We start from the raw sequence: 15,223 nt of genomic DNA, 5'->3' as shown, positions 1-15,223 counted from the left end.
AATGAGCAGTAAACAAAATCCGGCCAGGGAGGCCGGAAATTTTTCTCGTCGTCATTTATTGAAGGGAGCGATGGCCAGTGCGCTGGCCATTCCTATGGTCGGCAGCGCACACCCTAAAGCCGTGGCGCAAACTGATCCGGAAGATAATGTTGATTTATCAAAGGAGCATGCTTTTTATGGCGAGGCTGGACAGGTGGGGATCGATACGCCTCCACAGCGCTATATCATGTACATGACTTTTGATATGACCTCGACTAATCCGCGTGATTTACAGGTTTTATTGGCCCGCTGGTCCTCGGCCATTGCCCAGCTTATGAAGGGCGAAACCATTGGGCAGGTTGAACCAACGCGCGACAGCGGCGTAGGTATGGACACCGGCGAAGCGCTCGACCTCGGTCCGGCCTCGCTGACGGTGACCGTTGGCTTGGGCCCTCGCATCTTCGGCGATGCCTTTGGGCTTGCTCAGCACAAACCTGCCCTGATGCGCGAACTGGTTCAGTTACCCAGCGACAACATGAAGCCCGAGCTAAGCGGCGGCGACCTCTCACTGCAGGCCTGTGCCGATGACCCGCAGGTGGCCTACCATGCGATACGCAATCTGGCACGCATTGCCAAAGAGACGGGCGCAGCGGCAACTCGCTGGTCAGTATTAGGGTTTGGGCGCGCCTCGGCCGGAAAAGGTCAATCAACGCCACGCAACCTGTTTGGCTTTAAAGACGGCACGCGCAATCTCACCGAAAAGAGTGATTTTGACCAGTTTGTTTGGATCAACGACGGCGGTCCAGCCTGGCAGCAGCAGGGCAGCTATCAGGTGGTGCGCAAGATTGAAATGCGCATTGAAAACTGGGACACCGACAGGGTCAGCGACCAAAATAATGTTATCGGCCGCCATAAAGTCTCGGGTTGCCCGCTCAGTGGGAAACAGGAGTTCGACACGCCCGACTTTACTAAAAAGGATGAGAGCGGAAATCTGGTTATCCCGCCAACGTCGCACATCAGCCTGGTGGCGCATGAGAATAATGCGGGCATCAAGCTGCTGCGTCGTTCGTATAACTATACTGACGGCCTCAACAATTTGGGCATGATGAACGCCGGCTTGCTGTTTATCAGCTATCAGAAAGATCCGGCGCAGTTTGAGATTCTGCAAACTAAACTGGGCGCTTCGGATGCCATGAATGAATACATCTCGCATATTGGATCAGGCATCTTCTTCGTGCCGCCTGCGCCAAAAGAGGGGTCTTACCTCGGCGCCGAAATGTTTGAGAGTTAACTAAATCCCCTGTTTGTTCGCCGCATGGGCTACGCTAAGAGACGATGCTTGACGATATATCACACAAAAAGTCACAGCCAAGCCCGTCTCTTACATCGCAACTGCCGCTAATAAAAACAATTCAGGAGTCTGTTAATGAAAACCGTCGGATTTGCCGCTTACGACCCGAAAAAGCCGCTTGCACCCTATGAGTTTGAACGCCGTGCGCTGCGCCCCAACGATGTCGCCATGGAGATTTTGTACTGTGGCGTGTGCCATTCTGATTTACATACCGCGCGAAATGACTGGGGATGGAGCTATTATCCGATTGTTCCCGGCCACGAAATCGTCGGTCGCGTGACTGCCGTAGGTCCGCAGGTTAACCGCTATAAAGTGGGCGACCACGTGGCAGTAGGCTGTCTGGTCGACAGCTGTCAGGCGTGCGACCAGTGTCAAAAAGGTGAAGAGCAGCTGTGTCGTGAAGGCATGACTGGCACCTACGGCGGCCACGACCGCATCACTAAAGAGCCGAATCAGGGGGGATATTCCAAACATTTAGTTGTGCGTGAAGAGTTCTGTTTAAGCATGCCTGCCGGGCTTGACCTTTCCAAGGCCGCACCGCTGCTTTGTGCAGGCATCACCACCTGGTCACCGCTGAAAACCTGGAATGTCGGCGCAGGCAGCCGCGTTGGCGTAATTGGCCTCGGCGGTTTGGGGCATATGGCGGTTAAACTGGCCATCGGCCTCGGTGCAGACGTCACCGTAGTGAGTCGCAGCGCCGCCAAAGAAGCCGATGCGTTGGCGCTGGGTGCGAGCAGACTGCTGGTTAGCGCCGATGAAGAGGCTATGGTGCAGGCCGCCAATCACTTTGATTTAATCATTGATACGGTACCGGTAAAACACGACATCACGCCTTATCTGGCGCTGCTGGACGTAGATGCCACGCTGGTTCTGGTCGGTCAGGTTGGGCCAATGAACGAGTTCAATACCGTTCCTATGCTGATGGGACGCCGCCGTGTTGCCGGTTCACCGATTGGCGGGATTAAAGAAACGCAGGAAATGCTGGATTTCTGCGCTGAGAAAAATATCCTTCCCGACTGTGAAATGATCCGCATGGACGAAATCAACGAAGCCTTCGAACGCATGGAAAATGCCGACGTGCGCTATCGCTTTGTTATCGATATGGCAACGCTGCCCGCCGGTGCAACGGCATAATCGCAAAACGTCGCGCTCAGTGTTGACTAAAATGGCCAGCCATTGCCTGGCCATTTTTTATGCTTTCACATCACCTGCCGTTACTTGGCAAAATTCGCCTGAATGCGCTGCTGCAAATAGTCCTCGGCACTGATCGCCGGATACTTGGCCTGCGGCCCGAGAATTTCAACGTCTTTGTTGGCCTGACAGAAGAAAGCCAGACTGTAGCGTTCGCCCTGATATTCACCCGGCAGAGGATTTCTGACTCGGTGGAAATTCGACGGCAGCTGGTCGTCACTCCAGCGCATCAGCATGTCACCAATGTTACAGGTAATCACCTCTTCACGCGGTTCGATGCTGGTCCACTGCTGACTTTCGCGGTCTTTACCCGGACAAACTTGCAACCCGCCCTGACCGGGACGTTGGAACAACAGCGTCAGGCAGTCAAAATCAGTATGCGCACCGGCGCGCCACATCCCCTGCTGCGACTGTTCGGTGGCGTAGTAATGCAGCATGCGCAGCGTACTTTGGTAGGTTTTCTGATCAGGATTATGCGCGTGTTCAAAAAATTGCTCGGGGAAGCCGAGTTTGAGTGCAAAGCACGACAGCAGCTTCATCCCCAACTCCCAGCACTGAGACTCAAAGCCCAACATGGTATTTTTAAACGCCGGTAGCTCTCGATCGCTCGGCCACAGCGCATCCATTAGTGGGCGCGTTATTTGATAAGACTCTTTTTGGTCGGGTGTTTTGGTCGACGGGCGAACCTGTGATTTATTTTCCCAACCGGCGTTGCGCGCCAGCGGATACTGCGCCTTGACCTCATTGGGTAACGAGAAAAAATCGGCGGTCATGCTGAAGGCCTGACGGATGTCGCCCAGCGCTATACCGTGGTTGCTCACCTGGAAGAAGCCGATTTCAACCGCCGCCTGCCAAAGTTCGTCGGCTATCTCGCTTTTGCGGATCTCAAAATCCGAGAGGTCAATACAGCGAACTTCACGGGCAAACGTCTCTTCACCCATTGCGCCCATTTGTGCTTCTTTTTCCAGCTCTTGCAGTGCATAGCCTTGAGTTTGAATAGACTGTGTCATTTTTATTTTCCTTCTTAATCAATAGGGTTAACGCGCTGCGCGTTGGTGTAGGGTACGAACCGCTGACATCGCCTGATGGCGCATCTCTTCCAGGTCGAGACCCGGCACGACGTCGTTTTCAACAATCACGCGACCGTTAATCATCAAAGCTTTGAGCGAAGCACGACCGCCGCAGGCTACCGGACCGATGGCCATATCATGCAGGCCGAAGTAGCGCGGGTCGTCCAGCCGATAAACGGCGATATCCGCCAGCATGCCCACCTGCAATGACCCGCTTTGTTGCAGGCCGAGGATCTGCGCACCGCCCGCGCTGCCCCAGCGCACCACATCTTCAATGGACGCGGCATCACCGCCGCCTTCAAAGGTGCCGCCGTCGTAGCGCGGCTGCGCCTGCATGCCTTTTCTGGCACGCTGCAACAGCCAGGCGGCATGCGCCTCACTCTGCATGTCGGCCGCCTCGTTAGACGCCGCACCGTCAACGCCCAAAGAAACCGGCACGCCGGCTTTTTCCAATGCCAACAGGTCGGCGATACCGCTGCCCAAACGCCCGTTACTCTGCGGACAGTGGGCAATACCGGTGCGGGTTTGCCCCAGCATAGCTATTTCCTGCGGCAACAGTTTCACCAGGTGCGCAAACCACACGTCATCGCCCAGCCAATCGTGTTCGGCGCAAAACTCGACCGGCGTCATGCCAAATTTGTCCCGCGCTGCATCAAGATAATCCACCGTTTCTGAGAGGTGACTGTGCAGGCGAATACCCAACTGGCGAGCCAGTTTAGCCATTTCACGCAGTTGCGATCCCGGCGCCGAATGCAGCAGCGTAGTCGGAGCCATCACGATGCGACGCAGCGACGCCGGACGCGGGTCGTGATAGCGTGCGACCAAACGCTCAATGTCCGCCATGTAGTGCTCGACGTTTTCCGGTCGCAGCGCCTGCGGTAAATCGCGCTCAATCGCCCGTCCCTGCGTGGCCCCTCCCCGGCACAACACGATGCGCATACCTAACGCTTCACCCTCGCTAAACACAATCTCTGAGGGATCAAACGGCATATCCGGCCAGTAGAGATAGTTATGATCGGCAACGGTGGCACAGCCCGAACGCAGCAGCTCAATCAGGCCAATGCGCACCGCCAGACGAAATGTTGGTTCATCGAAGGTGGCGCGAAAACGATAAGGCGTAGCGCTTAACCACTCGGTCAGGCTTTTGTTCAGCCCCTGCGGCTCACCTTTAAGCAAAGACTGAAACAGGTGATGGTGCGTATTGACCCACGCCGGATACACCACGCAGTCTCGGGCGTCAATCAGCCTCTCTTCCGGCAGTGCCGTCAGAGACCCGATGGCCTCAATTACGCCGTCGCGCACGCGAATATCTGGCCCAGTGTGGCGGGCAGCATCACCCGGCAGGCCGGTCAGAATGGCGTGCGCATTTTTAATCAGCAATGAATGAGATGACATTACAACGCTCCTCAGGGTTTGACGTCCATATGCTCGACAAACTGCGTGGTGTAGGCCTGTTTCCAGTCAGTGTCCGCATTGAGCAATTTGGCATTGACCATAAAATCTCGGGTCTTCTGCCAGCGAGCCTGCGTCATGGTGCCCCAGCCCTGCGTCGCGGCGTCACCGCCGTCAATCAGGTGATGCTGTTTGATTTGCAACACCGCCCAGTCCAACAGGTCGTCGGTCATTTTCGGGTTGTCTTTTTTGATTAACGCGTTGCCCGGTGCAGGGTTTTGCAGATAACTGACCCAGCCTTCCATTGAGGCGCGCACAAACTTGGCCATGGCGTCTTTACGGCTGTCGATCAGATCCGGACGGGTAATCAAAATACCGCCATAAGGGGGGTATCCGTGCTCGGAGAAGAGGAAGAAATTAGATTTCACCCCGGCTTTTTTCGCCTGAAATACTTCAGAGCTGACGTAGGCCTGCTGCGCAACATTGTCATCGGCAACAAAGGGTTGAATATTGAAGGTGTAAGGCCGAGCCTGAGAATCGCTGAGATGATAGCGCTCTTTCAACCATGGCCACCAGGTTGACTGGCCCGAGCTGGACACCAGAATGGTTTTACCCTTTAAGCCGTCAAGCGAGGTGACCGAAGCGTGGGTGAGTAAACCCTGCGGGTCGAACTGAAACGGAGCAGCGATCGCTTTAGCCTGAAAACCGCGCTGCACGGCATCGAGCAGTTGGAGATCATAGCCAATAATCACGTCGGCGCGCTTTGACAGCAGCAACTGCATGCCATTGATCTGCGGCCCACCGGACTGAATCGTGACATCCAACCCGTAACGTTTATAAATACCGGTCGCCAGCGCCTGATAATAACCGCCCTGCTCGGCCTGGGCATACCACGAGGTCAGCAGAACAAGCTTCTCGTCAGCGTGGGCCGTCAGCGAAAAAGTCCCCAGTATCAGCGTGCTCAGCACGCAGCAAGACAGGGGAATGCGAGATGTTAACTTCATTGCTCCTCTCCTAATCATCGCCGGGAGGAGGACAAGCAAAAAGCCGCTCAGCCTCCGTCTCCGGCTCAAAATGAACCGCGAAATGGTTGCTGAGCAATGTCCCGCGCACTTTTCTGCACTGACCGCTTCTACTCACTTGTAGCTATACAAAAACGATGCCAACTCTACCCGTGCCCAATCCATGCGCTTTGTGGGTGTTTTAAGCTCATTCTACTCTGCAACCTTTGATTCAAAGCAGAGCAGCGAGCACTACGTTGGTGCAAATTACGGCGTTTCGTTGCCTGGGTTTTGAATCTGGCTAAATAACAGTTCGAGCTGTTTAAGCATCATCGACGCCGCCAGGGAGAGTTGGCGCGACGGCGCAACGCACAGCGACAGGGTAAAGGTTTTTAGCTGCGGATCGGTGAGCGGAATAAACAGCAGCTGGTCATCAAGCACCTCATCCATAATGTCGAGCCAGCATAAAATACCGATACCTATTTTCTCTTTAATCAGTGAACGGATCATATGAATATTGTTGGAAACCGCGACCTCATTAATCATGCCACCGTTAATGTTGATCAGCGCCTCAACCGGCTCGGAAAGCATTAGCGGCGCAGACGGAATGATAAAGGGATATTCCATACATTGATTGAATCGAATACTGCGCTTCTCGCTCAGCGGATGCCCTTTCGGTACCACAATACCCAGATTAATTTCGGCAAAGGCCTGCACCTGCAGCTCGCGGGAACTCTGGGGATTGAGCATGATCCCAAAGTCGGCGTCACCCGACATCAGCGCCTGCTGAATATCAATGTTGTTCATGGTGGTCAGCGTGAATGAGATGTTGGGATAGTCGAGGTGCACCTTCTTAAGCATCGCCGAAAAGAAGTGCCGATTTATGGCATCAATCGTTGCAATGCGGACATGCCCGCGCCTCAGGCCGCGCAGGTCATCAAGCTGTTCACAAACGCGATTAAAATCCTTTTTCCAATTATTAGCGGCGTGCAGCAACAGCTCACCCGCCGCCGTCAACCGCAGCCCGGTGGGGTGTCTTTCAAATAGCGGCATCGCCAGCTCTTTTTCAACCCGCAGTATCTGTCGATCAATAGACGATGCCGCCACGTGCAGCGTTTCGGACGCCTTGCGAAACGATCCCTGACGGGCAACTTCGGTGAAGTACAGCAGAAATCGGGAGAATGCGAACATAGTCGAGGTGCTCTCTTTTATGCAACGGGATGTGCGAATCAAAGCGCTGGACGCAACGCTTTTATAACAATAACGTAGCTTTCATTGCAACGGGAACAATCGTTTCATCGCTTAAAAAGCAGCCTCCTCACTCCATTAGCCCCTCCCGCAGTGGGTTGTGTGGTTAAGAGGTTAAAACGCCCGTTTTAACACTTTTCCTTTTTATATTTTTTAAATAAGACAAATACGGTAAACCAGAATGAAAGACGCCGAGTTAATTCCTGTCACTATAAAGACTGTCACGAGAAACGGTTTAGGGAATATTTCATTGCAGCTTATCGCGCAGCAAGGGCACCTATTACCGACTTACTCACCCGGCGCACACATTGACGTTTTCATTCCTGATATTGGTCCTCGTCAATATTCTCTCTGCACCGAAATCGACACCGTTGAATATTATGAAATTTGCGTCAAGCTGTCGGAAATATCCTCTGGGGGGTCGCATTTCATTCATCACCACCTCAAGGCGGGCGATAGCCTGAATATTTCTGCACCGCGCAATCATTTTCATCTGCCTGCGGCAACGCGCTATCTGCTGTTTGCGGGGGGAATTGGTATTACCCCGCTGCTGGCGATGGCCGAGCAAATCGCAACTCAAGATATTGATTTTGAACTGCATTACTATGTCTCTAATGGACAGGGGACGGCCTTTATGAACCGCCTGAGTGCGCCGATATTGGCGAAACACGTTTTTCTCCATTACAGCGACGCAAACGATTCCCTGCGCCAAAAAACGCCCGATTGTCTACTCAAGGCTAACCCAGAGACCAGAGTTATCGCCTGTGGGCCAGAGGGATTTATTGAACGCCTGCAGGACCTGCTGCACAAGCATCAATGGCAGGCGGCGCAATTATCTTTTGAACGCTTTAGCCCTGCGCCCGTAAATAACCTTGTCGATGAGAAAGCGTTTTATATTCAGTTAAATTCGACCGGCCAGCGTTATTTAGTCAGCCCTAATCAAACGATTGCCGAAGTATTACTGAGTGCCAAGGTCGATATTATGCTGTCGTGCGAACAGGGTATTTGTGGTTCCTGTATTACTGACGTTATAGACGGTATTCCGGACCACCGCGACTGCGTACTAAGCCAAGAAGAAAAAGAGGAGAACACGCAAATTACGCTGTGCTGTTCGCGTTCTAAAAGTCCTGTTCTGGTCCTCGACCTGTAATGTCAACGCGGAGCATTAAGATGACCTCTCTTAACACTGCAACAGCGCTTAACGGCATTGCCAACCTGCGCCTTCCGGCGTGGCTGCTGCCTCCGAGCTGGCCGCAACAGTCAGGCGAACCGGCAACGGCGGACTTGCGCTTTGAAGACGGCAAAATTTCGTCGCTGACCCCGAGTCATCCCCCGCAGCTTGACCTATGGGACGCTCAAGGCGCATTGGCACTGCCGGGAATGATTGAGCCGCATGCACACCTCGATAAAACCTTCACCATTGGCCGCAGTCGTCCTTCAAAACCGGGTCTGCTGGCCGCCATTGAAACAATGCATCAGGACCGCCAACACTGGACCGCCGAAGACCTCCAGCAGCGCGGCAAACGAGGCCTGGCATGGGCGGCTGCCCACGGTGTAACGCATTTGCGCACGCACATTGACTGGTTTACTGCAACGCCGCCGGTGGCCTGGCATGAAATGGCCAATGTTGAAGAGCACGGCGTTACCCTTGAGCGGGTCGCGTTGGTACCGCTGGGCTTTTTTGCCAATGCCACTGCGGCAGACGACATTGCCCGTGCCGTGGCGCAAAGCGGTGAACACTGTCTGCTGGGCGGCTTTATTCACTCGTCCAACTGGGACCCGGCGGCGATGAAGAATCTGATGCACAGTGCATCCGCCTGGCAATTAAATCTGGACCTGCACATTGACGAAGAGTTGACCGCCACCGCCCACGGACTGACCTGGCTGGCGCACTATTTGTCAGAAAACCCCTTTAGCGGCCACATTTGCTGCAGCCACGGCTGCGCGCTGGCCTCGGGCAGCGAACGGCAGGCGCAGGAAGTGTTGGCTATGCTGACAGCGCAGCGCGTGACGCTGATTGCGTTGCCGATGACTAACCTGCTGCTGCAGGACGCGGTGGTGGGCCGCACGCCGCGCCAGCGCGGAATAACCCTGCTTAAAGAAGCGCAGGTTGCAGGTATTCCGACGCTGCTGGGCTGCGATAACGTGCAGGATGCATTTTGTCCGGCAGGCAGCTATGACCCGCTGGATACACTGAGCTGCGCCCTGTTCTCTCTGCAACTCGACACCCTTTTTGACCAACAGTCGCGGCTTATCTGTGACTCGGCGGCGCTCACCGGCAATGCGCACACGCAACCCCCGCTGGCGGAGGGCAGCGCCGCCACGCTGGTCGTATTCCCCGGTAGCAACATCGCGACCTGGCCGTTAAACAGCGCGGCCCGCCTGGTTATCCACCACGGCAGGCTGACCCATCAACGCACGTGGAATCAGGAGTTATCTCATGAGTCTTGAAGCCGGCGCGGGCAAACCGCTCGCCAAATATGCCGCCTGGCGTCGCGCAGGCGATTTTATCTTTCTCTCCGGCATTATTCCGGTCAACCCACAGAGCGCGACTATCGTACGCGGTTTTCAGGATATTCCGGCCCAAGCGCGCCTGCTGCTGGGTGAAACCGGTGAGTTCTCAACCGATGCCAAACAAGGCCCAATTCTTGCACAAAGCTGGTATGTGCTTGAAAGCATCCGCCACACCATTGAAGAGGCCGGTGGCCAAATGAGCGATGTCATCAAGCTGGTGCAGTATTTTCGCAATCTCGACCACTTCCCGTACTACAGCCGGGTGAGAAAAATGTTCTATCCCGGGCAACCGCCGGTTTCTACCGTGGTGCAGGTCAGTGAAATGCTGCCCAGCGCCGAGGTATTGATAGAAGTTGAGGCCACGGCCTGGTTACCCCCATCCCGCTTAACCCAATAACGTCTGACGACGAGGCACAGTATGATTAACGGCTATATTCCCGCAGCACGTTTTCTCCCTTTCCTGAGCTGGACGGCGATCGCTGCCCTGCCTGACAAAGCCAATACCGTTATTGTGCTGCCGACCGGCGCCATTGAGCAGCACGGCCCACACCTGCCTTGTTCGGTCGATAGCGTGATCTCCTCTGGCGTGGCCGGTCATGCGCTGGCGCGGCTGCCACAGGATATTCCAGCCTATGCTATCCCGCCCATTACCTATGGCAAGTCGGACGAACATCTCAACTTTCCCGGCACGCTGACCTTGACCGGCGACACGCTGCTGCAAACTGTGCTCGAAATTGCCGAATCGCTGTATCGCGCTGGATTCCGTAAGTTATTGATGATTAACGGCCACGGTGGACAGCCACAGGTTTTGCAGATGGCATCGCGTGAAATGCGTCTGCGCCACGGCGACATGATAATGATCCCCCACGACGTGTTCCGCGTGCCTAACGTTGAAAACCAGTTCCTGAGTGCGTTAGAGCAAAAAATGGCGATGCACGCCGGCCACAGTGAAACCGCGGTGATGATGGCGCTGGCCCCGGAATGTGTCCACATGGAGCACGCGGTGGCCAATTATCCGCCTGAGTTCCCGTGTCCGACGCTTTCAAGCGGCCGCCCTGCTGCTGCCTGGGCCTCTTACGATTTTGGCCCCAGCGGCGTAATTGGCGATCCGACCGAGGCCACCGTTGAACAGGGCCACGCGATCCTCGACTCGCTGGCAGACAGCTGGGCACAGGCAATCGTTGAAATTCACCGCATGCAATGGAAAGTACGCAGCGAGCCAACCTGGGGAAAACACCACTGGAACGGCTTCGTGCAAACCACTTTTACTCCCCCTTCGTCTTCTTTTGTCTCTGAATAAAGGAACTGCCGCGATGATAAAACTGCCTACCCCGACTCACACTCTGCTTGCGCTGCTGCTGGCCGGGATTTCTACCACCAGCATGGCCGAAGAGAAATTTACCTTTTTGACTAACTGGTACGCGCAGGCCGAGCACGGCGGTTTTTATGACGCCGAGGCCAAGGGTTTGTATAAAAATGCCGGCCTCGACGTCAGCATCAAAATGGGTGGCCCGCAGGTTAACGTCATGCAGCTGATGGCCGCAGGTCAGGCCGACTGTACGCTTGGCGACAACGGTCAGGCGCTCGAAACCTGGCAGGCCGGTGTGCATGCGGTGACAGTTGCGACAGTGTTTCAGCATTCACCTACGGTATTTATCAGCCACGACAAGGTTGAAAATGCGCAGGGATTGAAGGACAAAACCTTCCTGCTCGCCACTGAGGCCTACACCTCTTTCTGGCCGTGGGCCAAGAGCGAACTGGGTCTAGCTAGCGCAAAAATTCGCCCCTATACCTTTAGCGTTCAGCCTTTCCTGGCAGACAATAATCTGGTGCAGCAGGGCTATGTCACCTCCGAGCCTTTCTCGGTCGAAAAAGGCGGCAAACCTTTCTACGTTTATATGCTCAGCGACTGGGGCTACCCGCCTTATGGCAACTCAATTATCTGCATGGCCGATACCGTTAAGAAACGCCCTGCCGCGGTGGCTGCCTTTGTGAAAGCCTCGATGCAGGGCTGGAAGGAGTATCTTCAGGATCCAACGGCGGGCAACGCGTTGATTCACAAAGATAATCCACGCATGGGTGCAGACCAGATTGCTTTCGGCATCGCGCAGATGAAGAAATATCAGTTAGTTACCGGCGGCGATGCACAGACCGGCGGCATTGGCATTATCACTGAACCCCGTCTGAAAAAGACCTGGGACATGCTGGTAAAAAACAAGCTGATCGATGCCGATAAAGTGCCGTTTGAGCAGACGTATACTCTCGACATGATCAAAGATGCGAAGGTTATGCCATGAATTCCGCACCGAAACTGACCATTATGAGCGACGTGCGCACCGCAAGCGCCCCTTCAACGCCAGCCATCGAGGTGCTGTCGGCGGAGAAAATATACAGCAACGGCACACGCGCGCTGTTGCCGGTTAATCTCACCATTAATCAGGGCGAATTCGTGACCCTGCTCGGCCCGTCCGGCTGCGGTAAAAGTACGCTGCTCAAGATGGTGGCCGGACTTATCGAGCCAAGCGACGGCAAACTGGTGCTGTGGCGCAAAGACAGTCGCGAAAAAGGCCAGGTGCCGCTCTCTTTCGTGTTTCAGGAAGCGACGCTCATGCCGTGGAGCAACGTGCAAAATAACGTGCGTCTTCCGCTGGATCTTGCTGGCGTACCGCGCGCCGAAGCCAACACTCGCGTCAGTGAAGCGCTGGAGCTGGTCGGTTTGGGCAAGTTTGCTAAAGTGCTGCCGCGCGAGCTTTCGGGCGGCATGCAGATGCGCGTATCCATTGCTCGCGGACTGGTGACACGCCCCAAACTGTTGCTTATGGACGAACCTTTTGGCGCACTCGACGAGATAACCCGTAACAAGCTCGACAGTGACCTGCTGCGACTGTGGCGCGAGCAAGGGTTAACGGTGGTGTTCGTGACTCACTCGATTCACGAAGCCGTATTTCTTTCTCAGCGGGTTGTCATGATGGCAGCGCGGCCGGGGCGCGTAGTGGAGGATATCGCCATTACTGAGCCTTTCCCACGCAGCGAAGATTTCCGCGTCAGTCCCGCTTTTTCACGCTATGCGAAGCAGTTGCAGGACAGCCTGCTGCAAGCCAGCCAATCAGGTATGGAGTAAACGTATGCCCACTCAAAAATCCTCCCCGTGGATGAATAATCCCACGTTTCGAAAAATTCTTTATCCCGCACTGGTGGCAGTGGTGGTGATTTTGCTATGGCAGGGCTGGGTCAGCTATTTCAAAATCCCCCAGTTTCTCGTGCCTTCACCGGGGGTGATGCTGCAAAGCCTGTGGACCAATCTGGGTTCGCTGATGATGTCGCTGCTGTTTACGCTAAAAATCACCCTGATTTCATTTTTACTGTCGATCGTAATCGGCGCGGCGGTGGCCTTTGTGCTGGTGCAGAACCGCTTTGTGGAAACGGCGCTGTTTCCTTACATCGTTTTTCTGCAGGTCACGCCCATCGTTGCCATCGCACCGCTGATTATTATTTGGGTTAAAGACACCACGCTCTCTTTGGTGGTCTGCTCGACCCTGATGGCGGTGTTCCCGATTATTTCCAACACCACTCAGGGGTTGCGCAGCGTTTCGCCCGGTCTGCTGAGCTATTTCCAGCTGAGCAACGCCAGCCGCCTGCAGATCCTTTTTCGTCTGCGCATTCCTTCTGCTCTGCCCTACTTTTTTGGCGCGCTGCGTATCTCCAGCGGACTGTCGCTAATTGGTGCGGTGGTGGCCGAGTTTGTGGCGGGAACCGGCGGAAATAATACCGGCCTGGCCTACCAGATACTGCAGGCAGGATATCAGCTCGACATTCCGCTGATGTTCGCCGCTCTGCTGTTAATTTCACTGACCGGTATTGCGCTATTTGGGGTGATGTCGTGGATTTCCCGCCGTGTCCTGAGTGCCTGGCATGAAAGCGAAGTCGTGCAGTCTCATTAAAATCATTCATTATTTACGGGCAGAAAGAATATGGACAGTGAACAACGTAAGAGCGCGCTGGCCCTGATACAGCAGGCGCTTCCCGACCTCGAGTGGACCCTGCAGGCGCCAAAGGTGAAACGCCTTTCGCGCGATTTTCACTGGTTCAGCCCGGTGCTGAAACAACAGTTGGAAAATAAACAGGCCGATGCGGTGGTCAAACCGCGCAGTGAAGAAGAGCTGCGCCTGTTGGTTCAGGCCTGCGTGAGGCATCAGTTACCGCTGATTTTGCGCGGCGGCGCGACCGGTAATTATGGTCAACTGGTCCCGCTGCAGGGCGGTATTTTGGTCGACATGACTGGGTTTAACCAAGTTTGCGCGCTGGGTGATGGCGTGGTGCGTGCGCAAGCGGGAATTCGCCTGGCAGACATTGAAACCGTCACCCGCCCCGCAGGCTGGGAGCTTCGCTGCATGCCGTCAACTTATCGGCTGGCCAGTCTGGGGGGCCTTTACGGCGGTGGATTTGGCGGCATCGGCTCCATCAACTATGGTCCACTGGGTGCGCCGGGCAACGTGCTCAGCGTGAAAGTGATGACCATGGAGGCCGAGCCGCGCATTCTTGACGTTCCCGCTCCACAGGCGCTGCTGCTGCATCATGCTTACGGCAGCAACGGAATCGTGCTCGAGGTTGAATTGGCGCTGGCGCCTGCGCATCGCTGGATTGAACGTCTGGACGTATTCGACGACTTTACCGACGCACTGGATTACGCCAACGCCTTTGCCCGCTCTCCTGGGCTGGTAAAACGGCAGCTGGCGCTGTTTGCCGCACCGATACCAAGCTACTTTAGTCATTTAAACGGACACTATCAGGCCACTCAGCACGCAGTGATCAGCGTCATTGCGCAGGAAAGTGAAGGCCTGTGCACTAACCTACTGACGAAACACCGTGGGCAAAGTGCCGTGCGCCAAACGGCTGATGAAGCCCGTGACGCTAACGCTTCCTTGATGGAGTATTGCTGGAACCACACGACGCTGCACGCGCTCAAAATTGACCCGACGCTCACCTATCTGCAAACGGCGTTTAATTATAATAACTATCGTCAACAGATTATCGATATGGCAGCGTTATTTGGCGACGAGGTTGTTTCACATATAGAATTCCTGCGCGACAATGACGGAAATATAACCGCCAGTGGTTTGCAGTTAATTCGTTATTCGACTGAAGAACGATTAAATGAAATAATGCAGATATTTCGTAATAATGACGTCAAAATAAATAACCCACACGTTTATCAAATTGAAGACGGTAAACAGGGTGAAATTAAATCCGATGTCGTCTCTGTTAAAAAGTGTTTAGATCCTAATGGATTACTTAACCCTGGTAAGCTCAGAGGCTGGGAAGTACGCGACACATTAACGTTAGATAATGATCCACTGTTATTAGCTGACCAATAAAAACAATAATTAACCCCCTGCCATCAATAGGCAGGGGGACTTCCGCTTGCGTATTACTTTATAAAAAGCTATTGACCGTTTTTGCGGTCGAAGAAACTTATT

14 protein-coding genes are annotated in these 15,223 nt (G+C 54.5%); 10 read left to right on the top strand and 4 right to left on the bottom strand.

Annotation, left to right across the window (positions count from 1 at the left end):
- Nucleotide 1: 1 nt before the first annotated feature.
- The gene (locus GA565_RS06765; RefSeq protein ID WP_152197850.1) at nucleotides 2-1,270 is read left to right on the top strand and encodes a Dyp-type peroxidase; all 1,269 of its coding nucleotides are present in this window, start codon (nucleotides 2-4) and stop codon (nucleotides 1,268-1,270) included.
- A 135-nt stretch (nucleotides 1,271-1,405) separates the two neighbouring features.
- Nucleotides 1,406-2,464: an NAD(P)-dependent alcohol dehydrogenase gene (locus GA565_RS06760; RefSeq protein ID WP_152197849.1), complete on the top strand. Its 1,059-nt coding sequence runs from the start codon at nucleotides 1,406-1,408 to the stop codon at nucleotides 2,462-2,464.
- Nucleotides 2,465-2,544: 80 nt separating this feature from the next.
- On the opposite strand, the gene GA565_RS06755 is transcribed toward GA565_RS06760, so the two are convergent.
- From GA565_RS06755 to GA565_RS06740, 4 genes are all read right to left on the bottom strand, one after another.
- Nucleotides 2,545-3,531 carry an isopenicillin N synthase family oxygenase gene (locus GA565_RS06755; RefSeq protein WP_152197848.1) on the bottom strand — a complete coding sequence of 329 codons (987 nt, stop codon included), beginning with the start codon at nucleotides 3,529-3,531 and terminating at the stop codon, nucleotides 2,545-2,547.
- Between the two features lie 27 nt (nucleotides 3,532-3,558).
- Nucleotides 3,559-4,986 (bottom strand): amidohydrolase family protein, encoded by a 1,428-nt coding sequence (locus tag GA565_RS06750; protein WP_152197847.1) that lies wholly within the window; start codon nucleotides 4,984-4,986, stop codon nucleotides 3,559-3,561.
- A gap of 11 nt (nucleotides 4,987-4,997) precedes the next feature.
- Nucleotides 4,998-5,987, bottom strand: a complete 990-nt coding sequence (locus tag GA565_RS06745) for an ABC transporter substrate-binding protein (RefSeq protein WP_055781640.1) — start codon at nucleotides 5,985-5,987, stop codon at nucleotides 4,998-5,000.
- Between the two features lie 264 nt (nucleotides 5,988-6,251).
- Nucleotides 6,252-7,175 (bottom strand): LysR family transcriptional regulator, encoded by a 924-nt coding sequence (locus tag GA565_RS06740; RefSeq protein WP_152197846.1) that lies wholly within the window; start codon nucleotides 7,173-7,175, stop codon nucleotides 6,252-6,254.
- A gap of 238 nt (nucleotides 7,176-7,413) precedes the next feature.
- Between GA565_RS06740 and GA565_RS06735 the strand changes: the two genes are divergently transcribed.
- Genes GA565_RS06735 through GA565_RS06700 form a run of 8 tightly spaced genes read left to right on the top strand, consistent with a single transcriptional unit; the run spans nucleotide 7,414 to nucleotide 15,121 of the window.
- Nucleotides 7,414-8,382: a PDR/VanB family oxidoreductase gene (locus GA565_RS06735; RefSeq protein ID WP_152197845.1), complete on the top strand. Its 969-nt coding sequence runs from the start codon at nucleotides 7,414-7,416 to the stop codon at nucleotides 8,380-8,382.
- Between the two features lie 20 nt (nucleotides 8,383-8,402).
- Entirely contained in the window at nucleotides 8,403-9,683 is a 1,281-nt protein-coding gene (locus GA565_RS06730) for an amidohydrolase family protein (protein ID WP_152197844.1), read from the top strand.
- Nucleotides 9,673-10,143, top strand: a complete 471-nt coding sequence (locus GA565_RS06725; protein WP_152197843.1) for a RidA family protein — start codon at nucleotides 9,673-9,675, stop codon at nucleotides 10,141-10,143. The genes GA565_RS06730 and GA565_RS06725 overlap by 11 nt, the downstream gene beginning before the upstream one ends.
- Before the next feature lie 21 nt (nucleotides 10,144-10,164).
- Entirely contained in the window at nucleotides 10,165-11,046 is an 882-nt protein-coding gene (locus GA565_RS06720) for a creatininase family protein (RefSeq protein ID WP_152197842.1), read from the top strand.
- Nucleotides 11,047-11,059: 13 nt separating this feature from the next.
- Nucleotides 11,060-12,043 carry an ABC transporter substrate-binding protein gene (locus tag GA565_RS06715; protein WP_152197841.1) on the top strand — a complete coding sequence of 328 codons (984 nt, stop codon included), beginning with the start codon at nucleotides 11,060-11,062 and terminating at the stop codon, nucleotides 12,041-12,043.
- Nucleotides 12,040-12,867 carry an ABC transporter ATP-binding protein gene (locus GA565_RS06710; RefSeq protein ID WP_152197840.1) on the top strand — a complete coding sequence of 276 codons (828 nt, stop codon included), beginning with the start codon at nucleotides 12,040-12,042 and terminating at the stop codon, nucleotides 12,865-12,867. The genes GA565_RS06715 and GA565_RS06710 overlap by 4 nt, the downstream gene beginning before the upstream one ends.
- 4 nt (nucleotides 12,868-12,871) lie before the next feature.
- Nucleotides 12,872-13,687 (top strand): ABC transporter permease, encoded by an 816-nt coding sequence (locus GA565_RS06705; protein WP_152197839.1) that lies wholly within the window; start codon nucleotides 12,872-12,874, stop codon nucleotides 13,685-13,687.
- Nucleotides 13,688-13,717: 30 nt separating this feature from the next.
- Entirely contained in the window at nucleotides 13,718-15,121 is a 1,404-nt protein-coding gene (locus GA565_RS06700; protein ID WP_152197838.1) for an FAD-binding oxidoreductase, read from the top strand.
- Nucleotides 15,122-15,223: the final 102 nt, after the last annotated feature.

The sequence above is a fragment of the Rouxiella sp. S1S-2 genome, assembly GCF_009208105.1.
Classification (GTDB): Bacteria; Pseudomonadota; Gammaproteobacteria; order Enterobacterales; family Enterobacteriaceae; genus Rouxiella.
The sequence above is the reverse complement of the archived record's forward strand: the minus strand, read 5'-3'. Positions and strand labels throughout refer to the sequence as shown.